We start from the raw sequence: 26,166 nt of genomic DNA, 5'->3' as shown, positions 1-26,166 counted from the left end.
ACACACGCCTGAATTGCAGCTTTCCCGGTTCCCCAAATACTCAGAAAATGCCCTTCTCACGAGAGGTCGCCGACGAGGCGTTGGTGCGGTGTGCACAGACATGTTGTCTGTGTCGAAGGTATTCAGGCACCGCCATGCAGACGCACCACATCATTCAGGAAGCTAGCGGCGGATCGAATGAACTTGAGAACTGCATTCCACTTTGTTTGCTCTGCCATGAAGAGGTGGGTTCATATAACCCAGCGCACCCGATTGGTCGTAAGTTTACCCCGGAGGAGCTCCGCGGTCATCGGGACATTTGGTTCCAATTTGTGGCAGCCCATCCTGAAAGGATCGGAAATTCCTCTGAAGCCCTATTTAGGTCCCTCAAGTCTAGTCAGGAATCAACTACTGAGGTTCGCGCAATTGTGGAGCCCTACTGGCGTGAAACTATGGTGTGGTCAAAAGAAGGCGGATCCCGGATGGAGGAAATCTTCACCGCCAAGGTCCGCAATCAGGGAGCGCAACCAATTTATGTGGACTCCATTGGGTTCACAGTTGGAGAAAGAAAGTATCCGGGACGATTTGCACCACGGTCAACAAAGTCGCATGACGAATCACGCGAGGTGCTACCTGGACGTTTTCAAATTTTCTCCTTTTTTGAGGTGAAGATGGAAAGTGAAGATGTCCCGCTTATTGATGGGATGTATCTTGTTACCGGAGCAGGTCGCACGTTTGAGAATAGGGGCATCGATTTGCGGCGCCTTATAGAGCAATTTCAGGACGAACCCTCCAGCTAGCGCTTACGAAAGACTTTGGCAGCCTAGCCGCCCGAATCTCGACGGCTACTTGCTCCAAGAAACTGGTTTTCACCGCAGCTCCCAGCGTTCTTCCTGATGCTCGGCGGAGCGGGGTTCGAGGTGGGTGATGACGCGGACGTCTTGGCCTAGCAGAGTGGCGACTTGGCCTTCGAGTTCGGTGGCGATTTCGTGGGCGTGGTGGAGGTCGGTTTCGTCGGGGAAGACGAGGTGGAACTCGACCCAGTGGGTGCGGCCGGAGTGGCGGTGGCGGAGGTTGTGGTAGGAGAGGTGGTGAGTGGCGCAGCCGGTGTCCAATAGGTCGCGGAGTTCCTTTTCCACGGTGAGGTCGGCTTCGTCCATGAGGCCGCCGAAGCTTTCGCGCATGAGGCGCCAGCCGGTCCAGAGGAGTTTGCCGCCGGCGAGTGCCGCGCAGATGGGGTCCCAGCCTCTCCAGCCGGTGAATTGGACCAAGGCGAGGGCGGCGAGTACGGCGACGCTGGTCCAGACATCGGCGAGGACGTGTTCGCCATTGGCGCGGAGCACGGGTGAGTTGCGCTTCTTGCCGACGCGCAGCAGGGACAGGCCGAGCACGAGGTTTACCCCGGCGGCAGCGCCGGTGAGGATCATGCCGATGGCCATGCTGTGGACCGCTTCGCTGGCGAAGGCCTTGTTCGCCGCATCATAGAGGATGAGCAGGGCGGCCGCGCTGATCATGGCGCCCTCGAATCCGGAGGAGATGAAGGCGACCTTGTCGTGGCCGAAGTGATGGGTGTCGTCGGAGGGCTTGTGGGCGAGTCGCAGTGCCCAGGAGGCGAAGGCGACGGCGAGGACGTGGGTCACGGATTCGGCGGCATCCGAGTAAATGGCGGATGAGCCGGTGATGGCTGCTGCCGCGACCTTCGCGACGAGCAAGATGATGGCCACGACGAGTGACAAGGTCATCACCCGGGACTGGTCTTCGGACAGCGTCGCGCTCACGGGGGAAAGCGTGGGATTTCCCGCGAGGAGTGCAACTTCACGGGAAATTCATTGGTCGGCGGGTGCGTAACCGGTTGAAATCGAAGCATCCCATTGAAGAGGTTTCTCCTAACAATCTTAGCCACGGCAGGAATTGTTTGCGCCGTCTGCTGGCATTTCCGTGATTCCCTGCCCGCCGCGTGGCGCAAGGTGGCGGAGCCGATGGTGACGAAACCCACCCCGGATGCGGCGCGCTATGCGGAGCTGAAGGAAGAAGCCCAACGCCGGCGGAGGGACCTCTCGGCGAAGTACGCCAAAGCTCGTACCAAGGAGGAGAAGGACCGGGTGATGGCCGAGACGCGTGGCTACCTCGAAACGCTCTTGCCGGCGATGATGCGCTGCTGGCTCGGCACGACGTGGGATTTCCATGGCACGGCCGACACGCCGGGCCAGGGCAAGATCGCGTGCGGCTACTTCGTGGCAACGGTCTTGCGCGATGCGGGTTTCGAGGTGGACCGCTACAAGCTCGCGCAGCAGGCTTCGCAGAATATCATCCGCACCTTCCTGCCTTCCGAGGCGATGACCCTGCGAGTGGGCGTGCCCTACGAGAATTTCGCGAGTGAAGTGGCAGGCGCGGAGCCCGGTATCCGGATCGTGGGGCTGGACAGCCATGTCGCCTTTCTCGTGACCGGCCCTGATGGATTTCATTTCATCCACTCTTCCGGCTGCAAGCCGTGGTGCGTGGTCGATGAGGGGCGCGACGATGCAGAGGCACTGCGTCGCTCGAACTATCGCGTGCACGGGCTGCTCACCAGTGATCGCACGGTGCTGCTGCGCTGGCTGAAGGCAGAAAAAATCGCGGTGAAGGAAACCTCCACCGCGACGGCATCGGCGAAGCGCCGGTGAACCGAATCACCGGCGCTCGCGTTGTCAGATGATTCAGGCGACGCCCGCCACCGAGCCATTGAGCTCGGCGGTGATCTCGTCGGCACGGGTGAAGAGGCCTTCCTCGCGGAGGAAGGCGCAGTAGTTCTCCGCGACGGCGACGAGGTCATCGGCATACTCCACGCCGAGATCCTTGAAGCCGGCGATGGACTTCTCAAAGTGGCGCTGTGCCCATGCCTTGTCGCCGGTCGCGAGGAGCGCCAGTGCGAGGTTGTTGTGGGATTGGGCGGTATCGTGGTGAATTTCGCCAAAGAGCTTGCGGCGCGCATCGAGTGCCATCAGGTGCATCTCGCGGGCTTGCTCGAAGTAGCCTGCCCACTGGTAGAGAGCGCCGATGTTGTTGGAGACGGCGGCCGTTTCCTCGTGATCGGGGCCCAGTTCCTTGTGGAGGATTTCGAGGGCGCGCAGGAAGTGTGCTTCGGCACCTTCGACGTCGCCACCGGCCTTCTTGAGGTAGGCGATATTGTTGGACATCGAGGCGATGTCGAGTGACGCGGGCGGCTCGGCGGCTTCGAAATAGTGGATGGCTTGTTGCCAGAGTTCGGAGGCGCGCTCGCTGTTGCCGAGTTGATCGTGCACGGCACCGTAGCCGGCGTAGAGGCGGCCGAGCTGGACCGCGCGGTCGGGGCGGTTGTCGAGCTGGTCGATCGCCTGCTTGTAGTCATCGCGCGCTTCCTCGAGGCGGCCGAGCTGACGGTAGACGTCCGCCCGGACTTCCAGTGAGCTGGCAAATTCGTCGACGCTGTCCGGGTCGTTGCTGAGCATCTGCTGCGCCTTGAGAACGGCGGCGGTGGCGGCGTGAACGGCCTCGTCAAGGTCTCCCACCGCGACGAGCTCATCGACGCGGCCGCGGAGGATTTGAATCAGGGTAGCTGTTGGTGAGTCCATGGCGTGTATTTACTTTAAATCACCGGTTTCGGTTTCCGCAACGGGTAATTCCGGCGCGGGTGAAAGTCGTTCCAACAATTGGGCCCGCTGCGGGGGGAGGCTGCCGAGCGTTTCGCGGAGGGCTCCGGCGGCCTGCTTGCGCTCGCCCATAATGCCCAGATTTCGCGCGAGTTCCTGCTCGAAGTGGTGCATCGCCCGCACGGTGGCTCCTTTTTCGGCGACATGGTCCAGCGCGCGACGCAGCAAGTCTGCCAATTCGGGCTCCGGATGGTCGCGTTCGATCAAAAGTTCTAGCAGACGGCACCAATAGCCAGACAATAGCATTGCATTGTAATCACCTCGGATGGGCTCCCGGGTGCGGCTCACGACTACTTCGCGCAGGCTGTGGAGTTCGCCGGTGCGCGCCTTGGCCCAGGTGATTTCGGCGTCGAAGAAGAGGTCCAGCTTGCCGGCGAAGGCGCTTTTCGGGCTGCGGGCGCCCTTGGCCACGGTCTTGATCAGCCCGTGGCCGGCCGTGAACCAGTGGACGATCCAGCTCGTGTCAGTGAGCTTGGTCAGCCGGATCAGGGTGCCGTGGCAGTGCTCCATGGTGGGGTCGCTAGGGGGTAACCCGGGAAGTGCGAGAACGTTTCAGGATGATGGGATTCGCGGAAGATTCGGGAAAATGGGATCAGGCCGAGGGGAGACGGTGTCTCCAACAGATCGCATCAGAACAGCTGATCGTCACTCGCCGGTTTGGCGATCAATGGAGGTTCCTCGAATGCGGGCAGTGGTGCGACGAGGTTCGCGGGTAATGGGAACTGCTTCTCGTAGATGCCGTCGGCCAACTCGCCTGCTTGTGAGTAGGCGTCCTTCATCATTTCCAACTTTGCATCGAGGTTGTCGATGTAGTGGAGGGCGATGGCTTCGGGGGTGCGTGGCAGGGTAGGAGAGCCGAACTGGTATTCGCCGTGATGGCTGGCGATGAGGTGCAGCAGGTGGAGGCGGACGGTTTCGGTGGGTGGCTCCAGGGGGAGCCAGCCTTTCGCAACGGGGCTTTCGGCGACGTCGCGCCAGAGCTTGTTGACGAGTTCGATGCCGAGCGGGATGTGGCCTAACATTTCGCCGTGCAGCGTGTAGCCCTGTGCGAAGCCTTTCTCGGGATACTGGTTTTCCCACAGCTTCCCGCAGTCGTGGAAGAGCACGCCGACGAGAAGCAGGTCGCGATTCAGGTAAGGGTAAGCGGAGCAGACGAGATCCGCGGTGCGCATCATCTGGGCGACGTGCTCGGTGAGTCCCCCACGCCGCGCATGGTGGTTTTTCCGAGCCGCGGCGGCACGACGGAACTTCGCGCCGAGATCATCGATGAAATGCTTCGCCAGTGCGCTCAGACGCGGGTCCTTCACGGAAGCGAGCAGCGTGAGGATGGTGTCCCAGTCATGGCGCTGCTTTTCCGCAGTGGCCGCATCTCCGGCGTAGAAGGCCTCGAGATCCTCGCCGGTCAGTCGTTCCCAGGAAATGTTCGCGGCATTGAGGCCATATTGATTCTGCGTCCACTCGGAATCGAGGCGCACCACGGTGCCATCGGGCATGCCCTGCGCGGCTTCGAAGAGCGGTGCGTCCGACCAGGCGTTGAGATTGAAGCTGCCGGTGGCGTCGGCGAAGGTGAGGACCAGATAGGGCTTGCCCGCCTTGGTTTGGCGCTGGCTGCGCGACTGCAATTCGCAGGCGATGACTGCGGCGAGGGCTTGCTCGCCCGCCTGTTCCTTCAATGCCGAGATCGTGAAAAACGTCACGCCGCCAGCATCGCCGGTCGGCGGCGGCTGTCACGAACGGAACTCCTCCCGGTCAGGCTGCGACGCAGAGGGCATCCCGCACCGAGTCCATGAAAACCGCGTATTCGAAAGGCTTCCTGAGCACGGTCTGGGCTCCGAGCTGCCGGGCCAGCGGAAGGAAGTCGCCGCCAGCGGAGGATACTCCGCCGGACATGGCGATGATGCGGATGCCGGGGTGGACGGCGCGCAGTTCCAGAATGGTCTGGATGCCATCCATCTCCGGCATGATCATGTCGGTGAGGACGAGGTCGAAAAGCTGTCCCTTGGCTCGCTTTACGGCTTCGATGCCGTTCGCGGCGGTTTCCACCTCGAAACCCTCGGCGAGCAGAGCTTGCCGGAGGACTTCCAGAATCGCCGGTTCGTCGTCCACGAGCAGGATCCGGGTGGTTTCCTTTGCGACCTCGATCGTTGTCATCGTGGCAGCAGTCTGACTGAAGTCCGGCCGCGTGGTATCACGCCATCGCGGAAGGCGATGGGTGTGAGATCCGGCGTGGCAACTTGCCCGGTGTCACCAATGGCCGCTTGCCTGAGACTGCAATCCATGGTTTCGAGTAGCTGCTTGGTCGTCTTTTGAGATGACCGGCCGTGGCCGACATCGGTCTCCACCGAGTCCGGGTGATGAATCCACCAGATCCCAGCCCTCCCCAGCAGATGGCACGCCGTCGCGCGTGGCGCATCGTCGCGGGCTATGGAATCTTTGCCGCCTTGTGGATCGTGCTTTCGGATCATGCGCTGGCACCGCTGATGCCGAGGCCCGAGCTGATGATGCACTGGAGCATGGTGAAGGGGCTGGCATTCGTGGCGCTGACCTCGCTGCTGCTGTGGATCCTGGTGCGGCGCACCTATGGGGCGATCGAAGCGGGATACCAATCGCTGCAGGTGAGCGAAGGTGAGCAGCGCGAGCTTGCCAGGCAGCTCGCGGCGGAACGGTCCCGTCTGGTGGAAGCCCAGCGGGTGGCGGCAATCGGATGGTGGGAAGAGGATTTGAAGAATGGCGGGGTGGTGTGGTCGGACGAGATGCACGGGATCTTTGAAACCGATGCAGCGTCTTTCGTTCCGAGCTTCGAAAGGGTGCTCCGGCGAATGCCGGATGATGACGGCGGTCGGATCAAGAAGGCGGTGGAAGATTCGCTGGCGGGCCATGGTTCCGGTGCCGTGGATCACCGGATCCTGATGGATGGGGGGCGCGTGAAGCACCTGGAGGTGAGCTGGAAAGTATTCCGCGATGATGCGGGAAGACCCTGTCGCATGTTAGGGATCTGTCGTGATGTGACGGAACGCCATGCGGCGCAGCAGGCCCTGCGCGACAGCGAGACGCGTTTCCGGGAGATGGCGGACAATATAGGCGAGATTTTTTACAGCTACGACATGATCCAAGGTCGCCTGCTCTATGCCAGTCCCGCCTATGAAAGCATCTGGGGACATTCCAGAGAGGAGATCTTTGCTGATCCGGGCTCTTACCTGAAGCATGTGCTGCCGGAAGACGTTCCCGCCATGAACGAGGTTGCCCGGCGCAAGCTTGCGGGTGAACAGACGGAAATCGACTTCCGCATTCGCTGGCCGAAGGGGGAAGTCCGGTGGCTCAGTGATCATGCGGTGCCCATCATCGATGCCACAGGCAGGGTCGAGAGGATTGTCGGCACCGTCCGTGACATCACCGCGGCGAAGGTGGCTGAAAGCCAACTCGCGGAGCAGGCGGCTCTCATCGAGAAGGCCCGGGACGCGATCATCGTGCTCGGTTTGGATCAACAGGTGATCTATTGGAACCACGGTGCCGAGCTTCTCTATGGCTGGAGTGCGGGAGCGGTTACGGGGAGGTCCGTGCGCGAGCTTCTCTATCAGGATGAGACCGCATTCATGGATGCCATTCGCACCGTGCTGAAGGAAGGCGTGTGGGCTGGCGAGATCGGGCAATTCACGCGGAGCGGGCAAGCCGTCACCGTGGATGGACGCTGGACACTGCTGCGCGATCCGGATGGCAAGCCGCGGTCGATCCTTTCGATCAATACCGACATCACCGGCCGCAAGCAGCTCGAACAGCAGTTCCTGCGCGCGCAGCGGATGGAGAGCATCGGCACGCTGGCCGGTGGCATCGCCCACGACCTGAACAATGTCCTCGCGCCGGTGATCATGTCGGTGGATCTGCTGAAGCATCGCCTCGCTGATCCCGCTGATCGTGAGATCCTCGACATCGTCGGTGCGAGCGCTCGCCGTGGAGCGGACATGGTGCAGCAGATCCTTTCCTTCGCGCGTGGGATGGAGGGGCGGCGGGTGGAAGTGGATGTGAGCCGCATCCTCCAAGAGGTGGTGCGGATCATCGGCGACACGTTTCCGAAGTCGATTCGCGTGGAGCTTGAGATGGCTACGGGGCTTCATCCCGTGCATGCCGATCCGACGCAGCTGCACCAGGTGCTGCTGAACCTGTGCGTGAATGCCCGGGATGCGATGCCGGAGGGCGGGGTATTGCGGCTGCGGGCTGCGAATGCGAGCAATGAGGAACCGCTGGTGAGGATCGAAGTGGAGGACACGGGGACAGGGATTCCCGCTGGCCTGTTAGACAAGATCTTCGACCCGTTTTTCACGAGCAAGGAGCCGGGGAAGGGAACGGGGCTCGGGCTTTCGACGGCATTGGCGATCGTGCGGGGTCATGGTGGTTCGCTGGAGGTGTCCAGCGCTCTAGGGGTGGGGACGGTGTTCACGGTATTCCTGCCGGCGCTGCGGCGGGCTGGGGAAAAGCCGGTCACGACGGTCAGCCCGGCGCTGCCGCGCGGCCGGGGGGAGACGGTGCTGGTGGTGGATGATGAGTCTTCGATCCGGCTCATCACGCGGCAGACGCTGGAGGCGTATGGGTATGAGGTGCTGGATGCGGCGGATGGAGCGGAGGGCATCGCGCTGTTCATCGGTCGTCGTTTTGAGATCGATGTGGTTTTGACGGACATGGCGATGCCGCGACTCGATGGGCATGCCTTGATCCGTGAGTTGCATCGGATCGATCCGGCGGTGCCAGTCATCGGGGTAAGCGGAGTCTCGTCGATCCAGCCGCTGGACGAGGAGAAGGAGACGGTGCGATTTTTGCCGAAGCCATACACGACCTCGGCGCTTCTAACAGCACTGCGGGAGGTGCTGGATGTGGCGGTGCGGTGAGTGTTTCACCAGCCTTGGGCCGCTTGCCGGTTTTCTTCGGCAATGCGTTCTTGCAGGGCATTGGGGAAGGTCTTGCTGGTCCACGAGGGGAACAGCGGGTCCTTGGAAAACCAGTAGCGCTCAAGGGCGGTCGAGACGGCTACACTTGCCAGCAGGGTGACGACTCCGGTCATGGCCCACGGCAAGGTCGCTCTCATGACCAGGTTCGGCCGGAGGGCACCGGCGCGGGGGGTGAAGAGGGTCATGATGCCCTGCCACAGCAACCAAAGCCCTCCACACGCGGCCATGCCGGTGACTCCTGCCAGAAAGACGCCCGTTTCATTGTCGGTCATGGAGCCGAGGTAAGGGAGAACTCCGGCAACGGGGATGGAGAGTGCTGTCAGGGTGGCCACGCCCCAGCCGATCCAGGGAAGGGGCACGCCGAGTCCGAGGAATCCGCCGTGAACGCCCCAACGCCAGCGCGCGGTCTGGAGCAGCATCACCGCGGCAAAGACAACGCCGGCGGAGGGCTGGATGAGCCAGACGATGGATGGCCAGGGCTTATCGAAATCTCCATCACGCCAGCCGAGAGGAGTCATGCGGGTGATGGTCCACCACCATGCCCAAGGGAGAGCGAGTCCGAGGCCAGCCATCCAAAGGTGATCTTCCTTTCGGAGAAGTGGCACCAAGCCGCGTGCCATGTTCTTCACGATCCGCGAGCGGCGGCAGGTTTCGAAGGCGACGAGGCCGGCGAATACCAGCGCGAGAAATGCGAGGGAGGTGGCAAGAATGCGGTAGAAGAACAGGAACTCCACCCGCCGCGAGGTGAGGGCTTCTTCCACGGTGAGATTGGCGGGAACGCGGTTTTCCGATTTCAGTCGAGGTCCGAGCGCCTTTGCGACCTCCGGCGGGAGATTGGAAGAGGTGAAGACAAGCCGGTCCAGTATCTTCAGCCTCTGCTCCATGTCGGCCTTTTCCACGGCCATGCCGAGGCGGTCGAAAGCGGACTCCAGGGAATTTCCGATCTCCTTCAGTTGATGAAAGATGTCGTTGTATTCGGACTCGCCGGATTGGGTGGAACCGATGATGTGTCCACAAAGCTGTTTCCATTCCCGGTGAAAGTTCGCGAGTCCCTCCTTGTCAGCCGCCGCGACCAGGCGTTCGCAGTGAAGATTTCCCAGCGCACTGAGATTCGCCGAATAGTAGCTGAAGGGCGAGGAAACCCATCTCGAGAATCCCGTCGCGACCATGCTCTCGGCAAGTGAGCGGGAGGGTGGGAAGGCGTCGAGCTGGCGGCGCTTCAGGGATGTCGAGTGGTCTGAATAAGATGGCTTCGCGGCCGCTTCGGAAAAGAGCTTCAGGGCCTGCTGGAAATCGGGCTCGGAAGTGATCTGGGATCCCATGTAATAGGTGCCGAAGCCGGTGGTGGCGCCCGTTGCCTTTGCGAGATGCAGATTGATTTGAATCAACGGCCACAGCGCGTTGTCCTGGTCCAAGCGATTGATGGATGCCTGTTCGTCGCTGGTGAATCCATTCGACCCATGCGACTGGCTGACCTCTCGCATCTCGCGGATGACGTGCTCTTGAAGCATCGCGATGTCGTCCGGATTCTTCGCGAGTGCTGCTGCCGTTTCCTCCGATTTGCCTGAATGGGGATGGAGGCCCAGGGGTAGATCCGGCGCGATGGCGCGAACGCGATCCATCATCATCAAGTAGTCCTTCCCGAGGCCGGGGGAGATGCCGTAGCGACTTTGAGAGGACGCCATGTTCGCCTGGCTTATCAGAAAGATCTCCCAACCCAGCATCGCAATTGTGATCGCCACCGATGCCGTCAGAAGGACTGCTCCGGTCAAAAGCAGTGACCGCCGCAGTGCGTTCTTGGGAGGCTTCGCTCCCGCCAAGCGATCCAGTGGCTCGGCGAGATCCAACATCTCATAGGGCACCCCGCCGTGCGTGATGCGCGACATGAATTCGCCCTTTGCTTCCTCCCGTTCGTTGGGAGTGGCTTCGAGCGGTCGCGTCGCCAGATTCAGAAACCGCTCCACCTCCGGGGTCATGGTGGGCGGTTCTAGCAGAACATTTCCTTTCGCAAAGGAATTCCCGGATCAGCCGAGTTCCCAAGGTTCGGCCATGTGCGGTTCCTCGGCGGTGGTGGTGGTGGCGCGTGCTTCCTCCAGATGCTTCTCGATGCAGCTGAGGATGGTGCCGAATTCAGAGGTCTTGCTGACGAAGGGCAGGCCGCCGGTCTGGGTCTCGCCGTCGGGGGTGTCTGGATTCTCTTCGACCAATGCGGTGAGCATGAGCACGGGGATGCTTCTCAGCTCGGGATCGGCGCGGAATTGCGCGACGACGTCGCCGCCATCGAGGCCGGGCATCACCACGTCGATGATGCAGAGGTCGGGCATGAACTCCTTCGCGGTCTTCAGCGCGTGGGATGACTCGTTGATGTCGAGCACTTCGAAATTGCCCACTTCTTCCAGGTTGGCACGAAGCAGGGCGGTGAAATCGGCTTCGTCGTCGATGATCAAAATTTTGGTGGTCTCCATAATCGGGGTTCTATCGGAAAGTTCGGAAGTAATCAAGAATTGGCGAGGTGTTCTCGCGGTTGGTTTTCTCGCAGTCGGGGTGCCAAGTCGTCAGGCCTTCAGGGTGATGGACGCCCGAACGCCGCCGCCGGGAAGATTTTCGAGTTCGAGGATGCCATTGTGGAGCTCGACGATCTTGCGGCAGACGGCGAGTCCGAGACCGGTGCCCTGGCCGGTGGCCTTGGTGGTGAAAAAGGGATCGAAGATCTTCGACATGATCGCCTCGTCGATGCCGGTGCCGGTGTCATCCACCTCGATGCGAACGGCTTGATCGCCCTCGCGGAGGTGGCTGGCGGTGCGCACGCCTTCATCACGCCGGACGCCATTCAGTTCGCGGGCGAAGGCGCGCACCGTGAGCGTGCCGCCATCGGGCATGGCGTGCATGGCATTGATCATGAGATTGACCAGGACTTGCTCGAGCTTGGTGGCATCCACGCTGACGCGTGGCATGTCAGCCTCGATTTCCTTCACGAGCTTTACCTTTGCCTGGCGCAGCGGATATTCGACCAGGGCCAACGAGTCGCCGATGACTTCCGAGATGTCCTTCGGCTCCATCGAAAGCTGGCGGGCCGATGAGTAATCGACGAGGCCTTTGACGATCTTCTTCGCGCGATCGATGCCGCGCTTCATGCGCTCGATGGTTTCCTGGCCTTGGGCGTCTTCGGTAGGGACGCGGCGGGCGAGCAGCTCGATGCCCATGCCGATCATGGCGAGCGGGTTCTTCACCTCGTGGGCGACGCCGGCGGCGAGACGGCCGATGGATTCCATCTTTTCGGCTTGGATGAGTTGTTCCTGGGCGCGCTTGAGGTCCTCGTTGGCTTTGACGAGGTCTTGGTTGAGGTGATGCATGGCCTGCTCGGCGGCCTTGCGGTCGGTGATGTCGGTGCCGATGGTGCCGACGGCCTGGATCTTGCCATCAAGGTCGCGGAGCGGGAACTTCACCGAGAAGTAGGTGCGTGGCTCGTTGTCGACGTACAGCTCTTCATCCATCTGGAGTGCCTCGCCCTGCTGGGCGACAAGTTGGTCGTGCTCACGGAACTTGTTGGCGGCGGCTTTATCGGCGATGATATCGTGGTCGGTGAAGCCGAGGACGTCTTTTCTCGATAGTCCGAAGAGTTCTTCGAAACCGCGGTTCACCATTAGGAAACGGCCGTCGAGGTCCTTCATGGCGATGACGGCGGGGCTGTTGTCGATCATGGCCTGCATGCGTTGCTCGGCTTGGAGAACCAGCTCTTTCGCGCGGCGCTGTTCGGTCACGTCACGGTCCATGCCGACGATGCCCCACATCTTGCCGTCCGCGTCGAAGAGCGGGACCTTGGAGGTGACGAAGTGGTGGAGGTCGCCGGGTTTCCACTCGAGATCCCACTCGCGATTGAGCACGCCCTGGCGGCTTTCGATGATGCGGAGGTCTTCGGCTTTGCCCGCTTTCACGACCACTTCGGGGAAATAGTCGGCCGGGGTTTTGCCGATCATTTCTTCGGGAGAATCGGCTCCGACCCATTCCGCCATGGCGCGGTTCACGACGAGGTAGTGGCGGTCGAGATCGCGGGCGAAGATCTTGTCGGGGAAGGCGTCGATGAGGGATCGCAGGAGGTAGCGCTCGCGCTCCAGCTCTTGCTTGGCATGGACGAGTTCACTGACATCGCTGGACATGCCGAAGGTGCCGATGATGTTTCCGTCGCGGTCGCGGAAGGGCATCTTGTTGGTGAGGACCCAGCCGGTCTTGCCGTCGGGAAACACCTCGCGTTCGAGGAGGCCGAGAATGGCGTTGCCGGTGTTGACGATGCGGAGTTCATCGGCGCGGGCGGGGTCGGCGTGTTCGCGGCCGAAGAGGTCGTGGTCGGTCTTGCCGATGAGGTCGCGCGGGTGGCCTTTCTTCACGTAGGCCGCCATGCTTTGGTTCACGCGCAGGAAGTGGGATTCGCGGTCCTTGAAGTAGATGTTGGCGGGCACGTTCGCCATGAGCATCTCGAAGTAGTGATCGAGCTGGCGGTGTTGCTCGCGGGTCCGGTGGAGTTCTGCCTCCAGATCCCGGTTGATTTCGGCGAGGCGGTCGGAGGCGCTGGTGGCTTCCGGGATGGTGCGGAGGCGGCCGATGAGAAGGCCGGTGGAGAGTAGGATCACGGCGCTGGCGGCGACGCGGGTATTCAGGTCGCCTTTCCCCATCACCAGCAGGGTGGTGCCGAGCAGGACGAAGATCCCCGCCAAAATGACCAGCGCGCCGGAACGGCGCATGCGGGCGGGCGGGAGATCGCTTTTCACCACTACCATAGAATCACGCAATCCGGTGCGTGTAAATGGCAGCTTTGAACGGAGGTGTTAGTGTGCGGGGGGAAGCAGCAGGATCCGCTTGATTTCGGCGATGGCTTGGGGGTTGTGGAAGGAACCGTGGCCTGCGGGGACCTGGAGCGAGGATTCCGCGCCGGGGAGGCTGGAGCTGGATGGTGGCACGAACAGGTCGTGGGAGCCGGTGATGACGTGGCCTTTGGTGCCGGGGACCAGCGGCAGGCGATCGAAGATCTCCATTGAGCGGCCTTTCGGAGTGAGTGCCACGACGCTGGTGATTTTGCCCTGGGTGAGCGATTGATAGGCTGGCTGGAGCATGCCGGGGTTCTTCTTCTCGATCTGGCGGAAGAAGTCCTGGAACTTGTCGTCCGGCGCGACGAATCGCTGGCCGAGCTTTCCGATCCATGAGTTGGCCCAATTGCTGCCGCGGAAAGGCACGGAGCAGAAGATGATGCGATCGACGTGAGTACGAGGTTTCCAGTAGAAGGCCTCGTCGAGAGTCTTGTGTTCGCTGCGGGTGAGGTTCAGCGATGATAGCGGACGGGTGAAGACGGCATCCCAGAAGGCATTGCGGGGATCGACAGCAAGCGACTTGGCGAGCAGGCCGCCATTGCTGTGGGCGATGACGACGGTGCGCTGCATGGCGGGATCGTGGCCATCGGGATCGAGGAACTTCCGGAGTTCATCGAGCTGGCCGCGCATGATGCGGGCGGAGTAGAGAGCGGGGGAATTGGTGGGGTAGAGATACTGCCAGACCTGATAGCGGCGGCGGATGGCGGGATCGGCCCAGAGCTCGTTGGTGAGTTCGGCCCAAGCCAAGGGGGTGGAAAAGAGGCCGTGGATGCAGATGAGCGGGGTGCGATTTGGATCATACTCCTCGATCAGCGCGAAGCCGGCTTCGCGTGGCGACTTCCTGCTGATGACGGCGGTGATGCCGGAGCGGGCGAGCGGCCGGGCTTTCTCCAACAGTGCCGCGAAGGGGACGGTGAAGTCGGCGGCGAGGGGCTGGGGCTTTCCGCCGAGCGTGATCGTTTCGGTTTTCGCCCGGTTGTAGAGTCGGATTTCGACCGTGTGCCCTGGACCGGGCACGGCGACGGCGGTGACGGCGCGGGTGATGGCCTCGGGTGGATACCAGCGCTCGACCGGTTGCTGGTGGCGGTTTTCGCGATGTCCGATGAGCGGGACGCCGATGCCTTCCAGCTGGTGGGGAGTCAGGCCGGTGACCTTGTAGTGCGAGGTGGGCTCGAGGCGGTCGAAGTAGGTGGGGGCGAAGATGCCGTTACCACCGGGATGGAAGTGGATGGTGTAGCCGTCGAGGAGGCTTTGTGATCGTGGAGCGCTTTGGAGCCAGTCACCGAGTGCGTGCTTGGCGGCGGGATCGGTGGCACCTTCGAAGGCGCGATCCAGGTCGCTTTGGGAGGCGGTGGCGTGATGCGGCCTCTTCTCCGTGATGCGCTCGAGCCTCGCCGGGGCGCAGGTGGCCACGGCGAGGGAAAGGAGGATGATGGGAAGGTGGCGCATCGTGATGGAGAAGGGTGGACTTGTGGTCCACCCGTGTCGACAGGATGTCGACACTCCTTACTTCAGCTTCGCAGCGATGCCGGCGACGTGCTTGCCTTGGAAGCGGGCGAGGGAGAGTTCCTTTTCGCTGGGTTGGCGGGAGCCGTCGGCACCGGCGATGGTGGCGGCGCCGTAGGGGCTGCCGCCGCGGACTTCGCTGATGTCGGTGAGTTCGGGAGCCGAGTAGGGCAGGCCGACGTAGACCATGCCGTGGTGCAGCAGGGTCGGGATGAAGGTGAGGATGGTGGATTCGTTGCCGCCGCCGGTGCCGGTGCTGGCAAAGACGCTGCCGACCTTGCCGATGAGCGCGCCTTCCATCCAGAGCTTGCCGGTTTGATCGAGGAAGTTCCGCATCTGGGCGGCCATGTTGCCGAAGCGGGTGGGCGTGCCGAAGATGATGGCGTCGTAGTTGGCGAGTTCCTTCGGGTCGGCGACCGGGGCGGCTTGGTCCAGCTTGGCACCGTAGGCGGCGGCGACTTCCGGGGGCATGGTTTCCGGAACGCGCTTGAGGGTGACTTCCACGCCATCGACGGAGCGCGCGCCTTCAGCGACGGCGTTCGCCATGGTTTCGATGTGGCCGTAGGTGGAGTAGTAGAGGACGAGGAGCTTGGTCATGACGTGTTGGTTTTGGGGTAACGGGAGAGAGCGTGACAGAATTCCGGGAAGGCGGGAAATGACTGCTCGGAAGTCTGAGCATGCGTGGGGAGCATGGTCCTCCACCCCAAGGCGGATTCTTTCTGTGAAACGAATGTCACCAGTGAAACAAATTGATAGAATCGGCCGTAGCGGCTGGGCCACGGTGGCGCCGCCGCCGGGCGACTTTCGGGTGCGCCGGGGGTATCAGTTATTCAGCAGCATGCGAAAGATCGGACTATTGATGGGGAGCCTGGCGCTGCAGCCGGGGTTGGGTGACGCGCAGACGAGCCATTACGCGCCGTATGCGCCGGTGGAGCAGTTGGCGGAGGGGATCTCGTGGCCGAAGGGGCAGGCGCTGCCGACATTCGCGGCACCGGCGGCGATGCTAGACTCGCTGGTGGTGCAGGACTTGTCGAAGGACGAGCTAATCACGTTTTCCGCGTTGGCAGGACAGGTGAATCGCAAGCAGCCGCGGATACTGTTGCTCGATGATCGGGCGGGCGAAGGGCGGGATACCTGGGCGCAGACTTTGAAATTCGGGGTGTCGGCTCCTCTTACCCGCGAGACGAAGTGGGACTTGCTGAAGAAGTATGCGGGCGAGGTTTCGGGTGTGATCCTTTATGATCCGTCCAAGAATCCTCATTTGCGGAATCTTGCGGGAACCGCGGCGGGGATTCAGCGGGCCTTGCCGGTGTCGGTGGAGGTGATGGCTGCGATGAAGACGGCGGGCATCGAGCTGAAGGTGGTGGAAGATCTTACCCCGCTCAATTTCCCGTCGGCGATCGAGGTCTATGCCTACATGCACGAGCACTACTGGCCGAAGTGCGACAAGCGGCTGATCGTGAGCGCCAAGCCGCTGGATGAGCGCGGCGGTGGCGACTATCATCACGCGCGGGACATCGCGGCAGCAGCAGGCGCTGCGGTGGTGTGGCTGGATACGCGGAATGACAAGCAGCGGGATGTGCTACGGACTTTCTTCCGCGACATGAAGGCCGGAGAGGCGATTGCGATGGGTTGGTATGCAACCGAGCGCACGGGGATTCCGCTGGCGACGGAGTTCGGGATTGGGACGATGCCGGCGGATTTCTTTGTCAGTGGCACCACGTATGCGAGCAGTAGCCCGAAGATCCAGATCCCGCCGGTGCCGAAGATGCCGGCGTTGGAGAACAAGGTGTACGTCGCGGTGATCATCAGTGATGGCGACAACATCCAGTATGTCCAACACGCGATGCGGCAGGCATGGGATCGCTCGGCGGGCGTGCGTGGCAAGGTGGCGCTGAACTGGACGATCGCGCCCGGCCTGGTGGACATCGCGCCGGGGATGATGAACTACTATTACTCTAGTGCCACGGCGCAGGACTGCTTCGTGACCGGTCCATCCGGCATGGGATACCTGATGCCCTTCAACACGCTCACTGAGCCGGGAGCGCCGACGGGGGACAAGCTGACCGATCCAGTACGGATGGATGGCTATGCGCGGATGACGGAGACTTACCTCCAGCGCTCTGGGCTGCGGGTGTCGACGATCTGGGACGACATGACGCCGATGCAGCGGGCATCGTATGAGAAGTACTGCCGGAACCTGTACGGGTCGACGGTGCAGAATTTCAAGGATGTGCCGGCGGTGGCAGGTGGCGTGCAGAACGGGCGGCTGAGGTTTGACAAGCTGGTGATTCCGTATGCCGGTTCATTCGACCACATGCATGGTTCGCTGACGGAGCAGATCCGGAAGTGGGATGGGAAGTCGCCGCTGTTCCTGAGCTATCAGGTAGAGGCGTGGAAGATGGGGCCGGACAAGATCCAGGGGCTGCGGGACGAGCTGGCGAAGGAGTTTCCGGACAAGGTGAGCTTCGTGCGCGCGGACCATTATTTCAACCTGTGCAATGAGGCGGACAACGTGCCGTACAACCTGTGCATGGCACCGGAGACGACGGTGAAGGCGGGCGACGGTCCGGCCGAGGCGGCGGTGGACGGGACGCCGGTGACGCAGTGGTCGACGGCGGAGAAAGGGAAGCGCTGGCTCGGCTTTGACTTCGGCGCGCCGAAGGACATCCGCCGCTACGTGATCCGTCACGCGGGTGACGGCGGCGAGGAGCGCGGCCGGAATTCCCGTGCGTTCACCGTGGAGGCGAGCCTGGACGGGAAATCGTGGAAACGGGTCCACAAGGTGACGGGGAATTCACAGAACGTGACGGACGTGGATCTGAATCCGATCCGGGCACGGTATTTCAAGATCACGATCGACGATGCGGGTGCCGACGGCACGGCGCGGATCGCGGATGTCGAGATTTTCGGGAAGAAGTAGAGTCCGGCGACTGGCCCCGGGGGGCCAGTCTTTACAGGAAATTCACGTGTCGGGGACGCGGTGGCCGAGTATGCTTGGCGGCATGACTCGTACGTGGGCTTTCCTGCTCTGTGGAATGATGCCGGTGATGGCCGGCGAGATGCCGGGGAAGGCAGCGGGATACCACGAGGCGCTGCGCAAGCGGCCGGAAAGCGAAGCCCTGTTCACGCGCTTCCGGGATGCCTGGCTGGAGGAGAAGCCGGCGGCGGATCTTGATGCGGAGTTGCTTTCCCGCGCCGAGGCCGGTGAGGCGGGCGCGTGGGGGATCCTTGGCCGCGAGCGGCTCGCGGCGGGAAAAGAGGACGAGGCGCTGGAGGCCTTTGGCAAGGCGATCGAAAAGGAGCCGAAGGCGGCATGGCTGCGACTGGCGCGTGCGAAGCTGCTGCTGGCCAAGAAGGATTTCGCCGCTGCGGAGAAGGATGCGGTGGCGGTGCCGGAAGGAGACAAGTCGCGGCCGGAAGCGCTCAAGCTGGCCGGTCTCGCCTGCCTGCGTGGCGAGCGGGTGGAGGAGGCGCTGGCCCACTGGAAAAAGGCGGTGGATGGGGCGCCGGGCGACAAGGGGCTGCTGGAAGATCTCACCGAGCTGACCCGGCGGGAGGGCCGGTATGATCTGGCGCTGGATTTCTGCGGGAAGTGGCGGGACGCGACCGAGGACGCGTATGGGAAGGCGATGGCGACCTTGAAGCGGTCCGAGCTGTTGCTCGCCTCGCAGCGCTTCGACGAAGCGATGAGCGAGCTCGGCGAGGTGCTCAAGGCATCCGGTGATGGCTCGTGGCTGGAGCGTGAGGCGCTGGCGCGGGCGGAACAGTCGTTCCAGCGGCGGGGCAATGCCACCGGCTGGGTGGCGCAGATCACCAAGTGGGGTGACGCCAATCCGGTGCGCCTGAATTTCCGTCGCGCTCAGGCCCAGGCGCTCGCCGTGGCGGGCAAGCCGGCCGAGGCGCTCGCAGTGCTGGGTGATGTCTTGAAGCGGGTGCCAGGGGATCGCGAGGCGCGCTGGCAGAAGATCTCGCTGCTCGAGCGCGATCTGAAGGTGCAGCAGGCCTTCGACGAATGCGCATTGCTCGCGGCGGAAGAGAAGTCGGAGGAGAGCGGCTTGCGGTTGGCCGAACTCGCATTCCGTCTCGACAAGAAGGATGAGGTGAAGAAGGCGCTTGATGCGGTGATCGCGGCGGCCGATCCGGCCAAGCGTGTGAGCCTCGCTGGTCTCTATGCGCGCTATGGCTTGGCGGCGGAGTCGGAGAAGCAATGGCGTGCGCTGGCTGGCGGCGAGTCGGGTGGGCAGGCCTTGCGGGAGCTGGCGAAGCACTTGCGGATGGAGCGTCGTGAGAAGGAAGCGCTGGAGGTGTGGAAGGAGATCGGGCGGCGGGATCTGGTGCAGGATCGCATCGATGCCGCGCAGGCACTGGCGGCGGCGGGCGAGAAAGAGGCGGCCCATGATTTGCTGGAAGCGGGGCGCGAGAAGTTCTCCGCGGAGGCGGGCTATGAGGCGGCGCGTGCCGAGCTGGCGCTGATGCAGGGGCGGGCTTCGGATTCGCGGGCGATCTTCCGTGAGCTGGCGGCGCGGGCGAAGCGGGCCGATGAGATGCAGACAGCGGTGAAAGGCTGGCTGCGGGCGGCGGAAGACGAAGGGGAAGCGGCGGCGAAGGAGCTGGGCGAGAGTACGGGTGACCGATGTTTGCGGGCGGCACTGCTGGCGCAGTCGGATCAAGCATTGCCGGCGTTGGTGGCGGGCGATGAATTGGAGAGAAGCTCGCGATTGATCCTGCTGCGCGAGCATTCGAAGTGGCCTGAGGTGGTGGTGATGTTGGAAGCCTCGGGTGGAAGCGGGCCCTTGTTCCTGAGTGAACTGTTAGAGGCGAAAGCGGCGGCGGGTGATTCGGCCGGTGCCTTGGCTGCGGCGCAGGCATGGCGCGAGCGCGCTCCGGAGCTGCCGGGGCCGTGGATGAAAGAGGCGAGCCTTCTAACAGCTGATGGCAAGCTGGGAGCGGCAGAGGTTTTGCTGCGGCGGGCGGTGGCGCGTTTCGAGTCGGACGAAGACGTGGCGCGGGCATTGTTCGCATTGTTAGACAAAGATCACGACACGATGGGAGCGCTCGACCTGGCGTGGCAGAGGCACGATCAGGTGGACGATGCTGCGGCGAAGGCAGGCTGGCTGCGGGAAATCATCCGCGTGTCAAAAGAAGGGAGCCGCTTGGAAGACCTGCGCGCGCGTTTGGAAGAGCGGGTGCGTCGCGATCCGGCATCGCCCGGGCCGCTGGTGGCGCTGGCGGACCTGGCGAAGACGAAAGGGGATCTGAACGGGGAGATGGAACTGATGACCAAGGCGGCAGCCTGTTCGCCACGGGATGTTCCGATCGTTTCGCGGCTGGCGGCCCTGGAGGAGCAGATGGGGCGGCGCGATCGCGCCTTGCAGCGCTACACCGACCTAGCTCGGCTGGCACCCGGCATGGACTCGGCCCGTGCGCTTGCCCAAGCCAAGCTCCGCTGTGGAGACATCTCCGGCGGCATCCGCGACCTGCAGGCGCTGGCAGGTGATCAAGGGGTCGACGTCCGGGCGATGGAACAAAGCGTCTCCGCGCTGGCGAGCCGCGGCTACGTCGAGGAGTCGATTGAGCTGTTAGAAGCGATCGAGCCGTCCCATGTTGATGCGCGAGTTCACTACCTGCTGGGCTTTCTCCTGGAAGTGGATGGCCGGGATGTGGAGGCGCTGGATCATTTTCTCAAGGTGATGGCGGAACCCGCGGATCCGGCGGAGCAGCAGCGTTACGGGGCAAGCGATCAATCGCTGATGGCTTTCCTCAGGTCTTCCGGCGACGCGAACGCTGCGACGACAGGGCAATTCCGCTATGTGCCGATCCCGGGAAGCCTGGTCGAAGCGAAGGCATCGTTGATGCCGCGGGTCCTGCGACTGGCGTCGATGGCTGGTGGGGATTCGTGGGCGAAGGCAGGGGCCGTGTTGCCAGCACTGAAGCTTGCCACTCCGGAGCAGTGGCAGCAGGTCGACGCCTTCTTCAAGGAAGGTGATTACTCGGTCCACTGGTGGGACTTCATCCGCCGCTTTCCGGAGAATCCGCTGGGCCCGGAGTTCTTGCTGGAAACCCAGCAGGGGGAATTCACGCCAGGGCAAGTGGCGGAGCTGCTCAAGCGCCGGCCTCCGGTGTCGCCGAAGTTCGCGGCAACCTTGCGCCTGTCGAAGCCGGAACTTGATGCGGATACGGCGGAATGGCTGGTGGCGGTGGATCCCGCCGGGTGGCGGGACGCGATGGCAGCCGATCGGGTGCTGACATGGGCGGGGAGCCTCATGCGCCAGTTGGAGCTTGGCGCGGCGGCGGATCCGGAAACCGCGGGACGGATGAAGCGGGTGCTGGCGACGCTGGAGAAGGCGGAGTTTGGAAATCGCGACCTGATGAGGATCCGTCTTCTGCTGGCACGGCAGGCGTTGTTCGAGGGGAACGAGGAAGCCTTTCTCGCCGGTGTCCGGAGCGCCATCGAGGTGCGGCCGGACGATTCGAATCGATTGGTAGTGGAATACTATCGTAACGCTTGGGGGCTGGAGCAGTCACTCACGCGGTGGAAACTGGTAAAGGGAGAAGCGGCGGTGAACTCCTTGATCGACCGTCTGCCATCGCCCTCCATGCGATGCATCGCGATCGTCCAGGCGGGAGGAACGCCGGAGCGAGCGCGGGAGCGGCTCGTGAAGGAACTTGCGGACTTGCCGGCAGATGCGCCCCTCGATCAGAGGCGGGCGATGATCCGGCTGAAATGGGACCTGACCGATCGCAGGGAGGACCCGGCCGGGTTTCGAAAGGAGCTCGAGGCCAGCGTGGCAGACGACTCTGATCCACGGCTGGCGCTAGAAGCCCTCTTCCAGCTGATCGTCATCAGCCCCCGGGCAGAGCGCGGGGATATGGAACCCGAGAACCGGCGGCGGATGGAGCAACTCGTGAAGCGGCTCAGCTCTGGCAGTGAATCCGACCGTCAGTTTGCCGAGAGCATTGGCAATACATTCGGCGGCCAGCGCCGGGCGATCGCCTCGCGAACCTTCGGACGCTGGGGGCCGCCTTCCGGTCCCTACTATGGGAATAGTAATAGTGGCCTCTCCAACACGCAGGGAATGATCATCCGCAGGATCATGGGCTTGGAAGACCGCAACATGGCGGTGGCGGAAGCGGCGGACATGCTGGAGAGTTCGGCACGCGGCTCTTCCGAGTCGCCGGTGCCACTGAAGGCTGCGGTGGCTGCGTTCCGCAAGGCAGGCCTGCTGGACGATGCTCTCGCCAGGATCGAGATGCCAAAAAATCCGGGCCTCACCCGTGAGATGGCGATGTTTTCCCTGATGGATACGGCCGGGAAGAAAGCGGAGGCGCGAGCGATCCTCGCCAATCTCCGCAAGAACCGGTCGGTGGAAACGCACTGGGTCATGGAGCTTGCCGTTCGCTCCGAAGACCGGGAGGAGACCTTCCGGCTGCTGGATGAGATTGCGGGCAAGCCGGATTTCGCGAAGGAGATCCTCCAGGCGTTTTTCAGCAGTTCGAGTCCTGCGGATGCCGGGCGCTTCACCTTGCTGGCGGATTGGGCGGAGCGCCCCGGCTCGAACCGTGCTTGGCTCGGCGAGGCGGCTCTCGTCCTGAGCAACAAGCCAGCCACCACCGGCGAGGAAGCGAAGGAATGGACGGAGCTGTATCAGCGCTACTGGAAGCTGGCGCTGACGGATGCACGGAGCGCAGAGCTGGCCTTCCGCTCGATGTGCGCGGCGAGGCGGGCGAAGGAGCCCGCGGCGGTAGAAGATGCCGCGCGGCAGGCACTGCTGAGCGGCGCGTATGTGGTGGGCTTCGGCGAGCGGAACGGTGCCGCGAAGATGCCGATGCCGGAGGCCCCGGCTTCGCTGGAACTGCTGGTGAATGCCGCGGGAGAGAAGAGTGACGACGTGGTGTTTCCCCAAGAATTCCGCGACAAGCTGAAGGTGGCCGACCCCGAACTCGCGGGTTGGCTGACGACCTTGTTGGCGACGAAGCGAGCCCCCGACTTGCCGGAGATTTCCGATGTCCTGGCGATGTCGAATCCGCAGGACGGCGTGCGGCTGGCGAAGCACGAGGCCGCGATCCTGAGGGCGAAATTCCTCCCCGGGCGGGAGGAGTTGTTAGAGCAGCTGTGCCGTGACAAGAAACTGCAATCGGTATCCGGCAACGTGCTCCATGTGATTCGCGAAAGCCTGCGCGATGCGGCCAAGAACCAGAAGCTGGAGGCTCGGCTGCGACTGATGCTGGAAGCGGGTGCCGGACCGCAGAAGGGGTGGAAGCCGGGAGACGAGAGCGTGACCAATACCGGCAGCAAGATCCTCCAGGCGGCCTGCATTTCAGACAGTGCGATCTTGGTGACGGTGCTGAAGTTCTTCACGGCATGGCAGATCCAACCCATGGCAAGCGACGATACCGAAACCGCCCTCCGTACGCTGTGGAGCAAGGAACTGGGGATGCCGGAGCAAGGAAACTGGGAGAGGCTTCCGGGGACTGGATTGCGGGATGCGCTTCAGCTCGGATTCTGGCAGACCCATTCGTACAGCGCTGAGGGGGTGCCGCAACTTGGCTACAGGTGGATCTTTCCGCAGGCTGTCCGGTTTGGCGGTGGAGCAAATGGCGCGGATTTCCTGGAGGAGGTGCGAAAGAACACGAAAGCCACCTTCTTCGAGCTGATGCGTGCCGCGGCGCTCACCAGCGATCCTGAGTTCGACAAGCGGGCGCTCAAGCTCGCAGCACCGGAACTGGAGAAGCTGCCGAATGCCATCCGCACGGCGGTGGTCGAGTCCCTCACGAAGGACCTCACCGAGGCTGATCTGGAGGACTTGCCCAAGGCGGCGACCGCGAGCTTGCGCAAGCGGCTGGACAGCCAACGTGAGGCGCGGCTGGCGGAAGTTCGCATAAGCCTGGAGCAGATGAAGAAGACCGGCTGGGCGATTCAGAAGAGGCCGGAGGATCAGAAGAGGCCGGAGGACATGGGCCGGCTGGTGGGAAAAGCTGCCTCCGATGATCCCAAGCTTGCTGAAGAGATCATGAACCTTTGGCGCTCGGCGCCTTTGCAGAAACCGGGAGAGAAGGAATTCGACGGGTTCATGAGCGGGCTGTTGGACGATGATCATCGCAAGGACATGGATGAGGTGTTTGCCCGGCTCCTCCTCATGGAGCACCTGTGGGAGGGGGCAATTCCCGCATGCCGTTCCAACAGTGACGATCCCTTCGTCACCGCCTGGGGGCTGATGGCTTTCGGTCGCCTGCCGAGTCCGGATATCTGGCCGAAACTCAGCAAGCTTTCCCCACGCATGCAGGTGCGACTGCTGCTGGGCGCGCAGGTCCATTTCCGTTCCCAAGCGATTGACGATGACGAGTGGCTCAAGAAGTCGAGGGAAGCCGCCAAGGGTGCCTCCCTGACTCACCATGCCCTGGGATGGTTCGTAGAGATGAACCGCCTCCAGAATCATTCGAAGGATCGCAGCACCGGAATCGCACCGCTGGGTCTGCTGGAAGCCATGAAGACCGCCGGGGCCACGCCGGAGGAGCTGGCGATGGTGATGGAGCAGGTCTACCCGCGGCTGGCACAGATCGACAATGCGCAGGACATCATGAAGCGCACGCCCGGCCTGCTCGCGGGGATCAAGGAATTGCCGAAGGACACGGCGGCCGAGATGATCGAAGGAGTCGTCCGTCTGTGGAGCCAGGTGCAGAGGCAATCGCGGGAGCAGGGCCAGTCCAAAACAGGCGAGGACCGTTCACCCGCAGCCGTTCATCCCGCCGAGACGGCGGCCTTGTTCAAGCTCATCCTGGCCAAGGTGCCGGCCGGCAATCTTGAGCGCAATTTCTCCACGAGCCAGGTGACAGAGGTGCTGCTTGCCCTGAACGACGACGACTTGCTCGACCGCTGGATGGTGGTTTCCCGTGAGCGCCTCGCTGGCAATGCCCTGCTGATCCTTCATCTCTTGAAAAAGGACCGGATGAAGGATGCGATGGCCCTGCTGCCTGCCCCGGGGCAGGGAGGCCTCTCAAGTCGCAGCTCCTTGCCAGAATACTCGAAAGAGACGGAGGCAATCGCCGGCAAGCTGGCGGCGGAGGATTCGCCGGAGGCTTTCCGCCTGCGGGTGATGATTTCGAATGTGAGGGATGCCCGCGAAGCGGGTGCTCCTTCGGAGACCTATCAGGAGCGGATCAAACGACTCGCCGGTGAATTTGAGCAGCGTCGTGCGACGCTGTCGATCAACGATCGCATGGCGATGTGCAGCGACCTTGGATTGATCGCCAAGGCCAACAGCGAGCACGTGCCGGCGCTCGACGAGTTCGCCGGAGAGATGGCGGCGAAGGAATTCCAGGCCATCTTCAGCGGAATGCCCCGCGATGGCGGCTCATTCGCCGCGAACGTGTGCGCGGCTGCGGCGAAATCGCGTTTCCACGCCGGCGATGGCTCGGGGATCGAGGCTCTGGCTCAAGCGATCCGGCAGGCCACTCCGGGAGTGAATATGGATCAAACCGTGCGGCGATGGCTGCCTGGGATCACCCAGTGCTTCTGGCTGGCGGCCGCCCAGCATGATGCCAAGCTCCCGGAGGCTTCCGCCGCTGCGGTCCGCTCCTTCGCCGCCGCGCTGGCGACTCGTGAGGATCCGGAGATCCGGGCTGAGGCTTCGCTACTGGTCTACCTCGCCGCAAGCGATGCGGCCTCCCTCAAGGCGGGCTTGGAAAGGTGCAAGCTCGAAGGCGTGGCTCCGGGACGGCTGTCCGATCGCGAGGAGATGAGGATGCGAACGGGCTTCGACGGGCCTCTGCCATTCGTGGTGCGGGTCAGTTTGCTGCATCCGTTTTCAGCGGAGCTGATGAAGCTCATCGAGCGGCCCTCGGCATCGGCGAGCCAAATGGGGTCGTTCCTGTCCATCCTCGGCGATCCGCAGGTGCGAGCTCGGCTGGAGCCAGCGATGGTTCTCGACTGGACCCGCTACACGGTGCGTGCGGTTCCACAGGATTTGGATGGGGTGAAGGCGTATGTCTCCGAGCGGCGGGCTGACTTCAGTGAAGACCAGCGAGTCCAGCTCGATGCGCTGATCGGCCGGCTGGAGAATCCGGGCAGGGAGATGGACAAGGAACTCCAGCAGCGGATGATCCGGGAGATGAGAGATGAACGGGAGAAGGAAATGAACGACATGCAGCGCCGGCAGGAGATGATGCGACGCCGCTGATCTCCTGTTAGGCGGGAGGGACCACAATTCC

Annotated in this window: 15 protein-coding genes; 5 read left to right on the top strand and 10 right to left on the bottom strand. The window is 62.8% G+C overall.

What is annotated here, in order from left to right; translation table 11 throughout:
- The first annotated feature begins 47 nt into the window (after positions 1-47).
- On the top strand, positions 48-779 hold the full coding sequence (locus WKV53_RS03570; RefSeq protein WP_341402977.1) for an HNH endonuclease: 732 nt from the start codon (positions 48-50) through the stop codon (positions 777-779).
- 69 nt (positions 780-848) lie between these two features.
- Here WKV53_RS03570 and WKV53_RS03565 read toward each other — a convergent pair whose 3' ends face one another.
- On the bottom strand, positions 849-1,757 hold the full coding sequence (locus WKV53_RS03565) for a cation diffusion facilitator family transporter (protein ID WP_341402976.1): 909 nt from the start codon (positions 1,755-1,757) through the stop codon (positions 849-851).
- Between the two features lie 93 nt (positions 1,758-1,850).
- On the opposite strand from WKV53_RS03565, the gene WKV53_RS03560 reads away from it, so the two are divergent.
- The gene (locus WKV53_RS03560; protein WP_341402975.1) at positions 1,851-2,642 is read left to right on the top strand and encodes a hypothetical protein; all 792 of its coding nucleotides are present in this window, start codon (positions 1,851-1,853) and stop codon (positions 2,640-2,642) included.
- Positions 2,643-2,675: 33 nt separating this feature from the next.
- On the opposite strand, the gene WKV53_RS03555 is transcribed toward WKV53_RS03560, so the two are convergent.
- From WKV53_RS03555 to WKV53_RS03540, 4 genes are all read right to left on the bottom strand, one after another.
- Positions 2,676-3,569: a tetratricopeptide repeat protein gene (locus WKV53_RS03555; protein WP_341402974.1), complete on the bottom strand. Its 894-nt coding sequence runs from the start codon at positions 3,567-3,569 to the stop codon at positions 2,676-2,678.
- Between the two features lie 9 nt (positions 3,570-3,578).
- On the bottom strand, positions 3,579-4,157 hold the full coding sequence (gene recO, locus WKV53_RS03550) for a DNA repair protein RecO (protein ID WP_341402973.1): 579 nt from the start codon (positions 4,155-4,157) through the stop codon (positions 3,579-3,581).
- Positions 4,158-4,276: 119 nt separating this feature from the next.
- Positions 4,277-5,344, bottom strand: a complete 1,068-nt coding sequence (locus tag WKV53_RS03545; RefSeq protein ID WP_341402972.1) for an HD domain-containing protein — start codon at positions 5,342-5,344, stop codon at positions 4,277-4,279.
- 52 nt (positions 5,345-5,396) lie between these two features.
- On the bottom strand, positions 5,397-5,798 hold the full coding sequence (locus WKV53_RS03540; protein WP_341402971.1) for a response regulator: 402 nt from the start codon (positions 5,796-5,798) through the stop codon (positions 5,397-5,399).
- Between the two features lie 236 nt (positions 5,799-6,034).
- Here WKV53_RS03540 and WKV53_RS03535 point away from each other — a divergent pair, with 236 nt between their 5' ends.
- On the top strand, positions 6,035-8,527 hold the full coding sequence (locus tag WKV53_RS03535) for a PAS domain S-box protein (protein ID WP_341402970.1): 2,493 nt from the start codon (positions 6,035-6,037) through the stop codon (positions 8,525-8,527).
- Between the two features lie 5 nt (positions 8,528-8,532).
- On the opposite strand, the gene WKV53_RS03530 is transcribed toward WKV53_RS03535, so the two are convergent.
- From WKV53_RS03530 to wrbA, 5 genes are all read right to left on the bottom strand, one after another.
- A complete protein-coding gene (locus WKV53_RS03530; protein WP_341402969.1) occupies positions 8,533-10,563 on the bottom strand; it encodes a hypothetical protein in 2,031 nt (676 codons plus the stop codon).
- Between the two features lie 48 nt (positions 10,564-10,611).
- Positions 10,612-11,052 carry a response regulator gene (locus WKV53_RS03525; RefSeq protein WP_341402968.1) on the bottom strand — a complete coding sequence of 147 codons (441 nt, stop codon included), beginning with the start codon at positions 11,050-11,052 and terminating at the stop codon, positions 10,612-10,614.
- A gap of 90 nt (positions 11,053-11,142) precedes the next feature.
- A complete protein-coding gene (locus tag WKV53_RS03520) occupies positions 11,143-13,326 on the bottom strand; it encodes a PAS domain-containing protein (protein ID WP_341402967.1) in 2,184 nt (727 codons plus the stop codon).
- A gap of 84 nt (positions 13,327-13,410) precedes the next feature.
- Complete coding sequence (locus WKV53_RS03515) at positions 13,411-14,898, bottom strand: esterase/lipase family protein (RefSeq protein WP_341402966.1); 1,488 nt, start codon at positions 14,896-14,898, stop codon at positions 13,411-13,413.
- 57 nt (positions 14,899-14,955) lie between these two features.
- Positions 14,956-15,552 carry an NAD(P)H:quinone oxidoreductase gene (gene wrbA / locus WKV53_RS03510; protein ID WP_341402965.1) on the bottom strand — a complete coding sequence of 199 codons (597 nt, stop codon included), beginning with the start codon at positions 15,550-15,552 and terminating at the stop codon, positions 14,956-14,958.
- A 241-nt stretch (positions 15,553-15,793) separates the two neighbouring features.
- Here wrbA and WKV53_RS03505 point away from each other — a divergent pair, with 241 nt between their 5' ends.
- Both WKV53_RS03505 and WKV53_RS03500 read left to right on the top strand, forming a co-directional pair.
- A complete protein-coding gene (locus tag WKV53_RS03505; RefSeq protein ID WP_341402964.1) occupies positions 15,794-17,878 on the top strand; it encodes a discoidin domain-containing protein in 2,085 nt (694 codons plus the stop codon).
- Positions 17,879-17,960: 82 nt separating this feature from the next.
- Positions 17,961-26,135 carry a hypothetical protein gene (locus WKV53_RS03500; RefSeq protein ID WP_341402963.1) on the top strand — a complete coding sequence of 2,725 codons (8,175 nt, stop codon included), beginning with the start codon at positions 17,961-17,963 and terminating at the stop codon, positions 26,133-26,135.
- The last annotated feature ends 31 nt before the right edge of the window (positions 26,136-26,166 follow it).

Source organism: Luteolibacter sp. Y139 (assembly GCF_038066715.1).
GTDB classification, from domain to species: domain Bacteria; phylum Verrucomicrobiota; class Verrucomicrobiia; order Verrucomicrobiales; family Akkermansiaceae; genus Haloferula; species Haloferula soli.
This window is presented reverse-complemented; position numbering and strand designations above follow the sequence as displayed.

Coding starts and splice junctions, on each gene's coding strand:
- WKV53_RS03570 (WP_341402977.1), top strand. CDS start 48: ATGCCCTTCTCACGAGAGGTCGCCGACGAGGCGTTGGTGCGGTGTGCA.
- WKV53_RS03555 (WP_341402974.1), bottom strand. CDS start 3,569: ATGGACTCACCAACAGCTACCCTGATTCAAATCCTCCGCGGCCGCGTC.
- recO (WP_341402973.1), bottom strand. CDS start 4,157: ATGGAGCACTGCCACGGCACCCTGATCCGGCTGACCAAGCTCACTGAC.
- WKV53_RS03540 (WP_341402971.1), bottom strand. CDS start 5,798: ATGACAACGATCGAGGTCGCAAAGGAAACCACCCGGATCCTGCTCGTG.
- WKV53_RS03535 (WP_341402970.1), top strand. CDS start 6,035: ATGGCACGCCGTCGCGCGTGGCGCATCGTCGCGGGCTATGGAATCTTT.
- WKV53_RS03530 (WP_341402969.1), bottom strand. CDS start 10,563: ATGACCCCGGAGGTGGAGCGGTTTCTGAATCTGGCGACGCGACCGCTC.
- WKV53_RS03525 (WP_341402968.1), bottom strand. CDS start 11,052: ATGGAGACCACCAAAATTTTGATCATCGACGACGAAGCCGATTTCACC.
- WKV53_RS03520 (WP_341402967.1), bottom strand. CDS start 13,326: ATGCGCCGTTCCGGCGCGCTGGTCATTTTGGCGGGGATCTTCGTCCTG.
- WKV53_RS03515 (WP_341402966.1), bottom strand. CDS start 14,898: ATGCGCCACCTTCCCATCATCCTCCTTTCCCTCGCCGTGGCCACCTGC.
- wrbA (WP_341402965.1), bottom strand. CDS start 15,552: ATGACCAAGCTCCTCGTCCTCTACTACTCCACCTACGGCCACATCGAA.
- WKV53_RS03505 (WP_341402964.1), top strand. CDS start 15,794: ATGCGAAAGATCGGACTATTGATGGGGAGCCTGGCGCTGCAGCCGGGG.
- WKV53_RS03500 (WP_341402963.1), top strand. CDS start 17,961: ATGACTCGTACGTGGGCTTTCCTGCTCTGTGGAATGATGCCGGTGATG.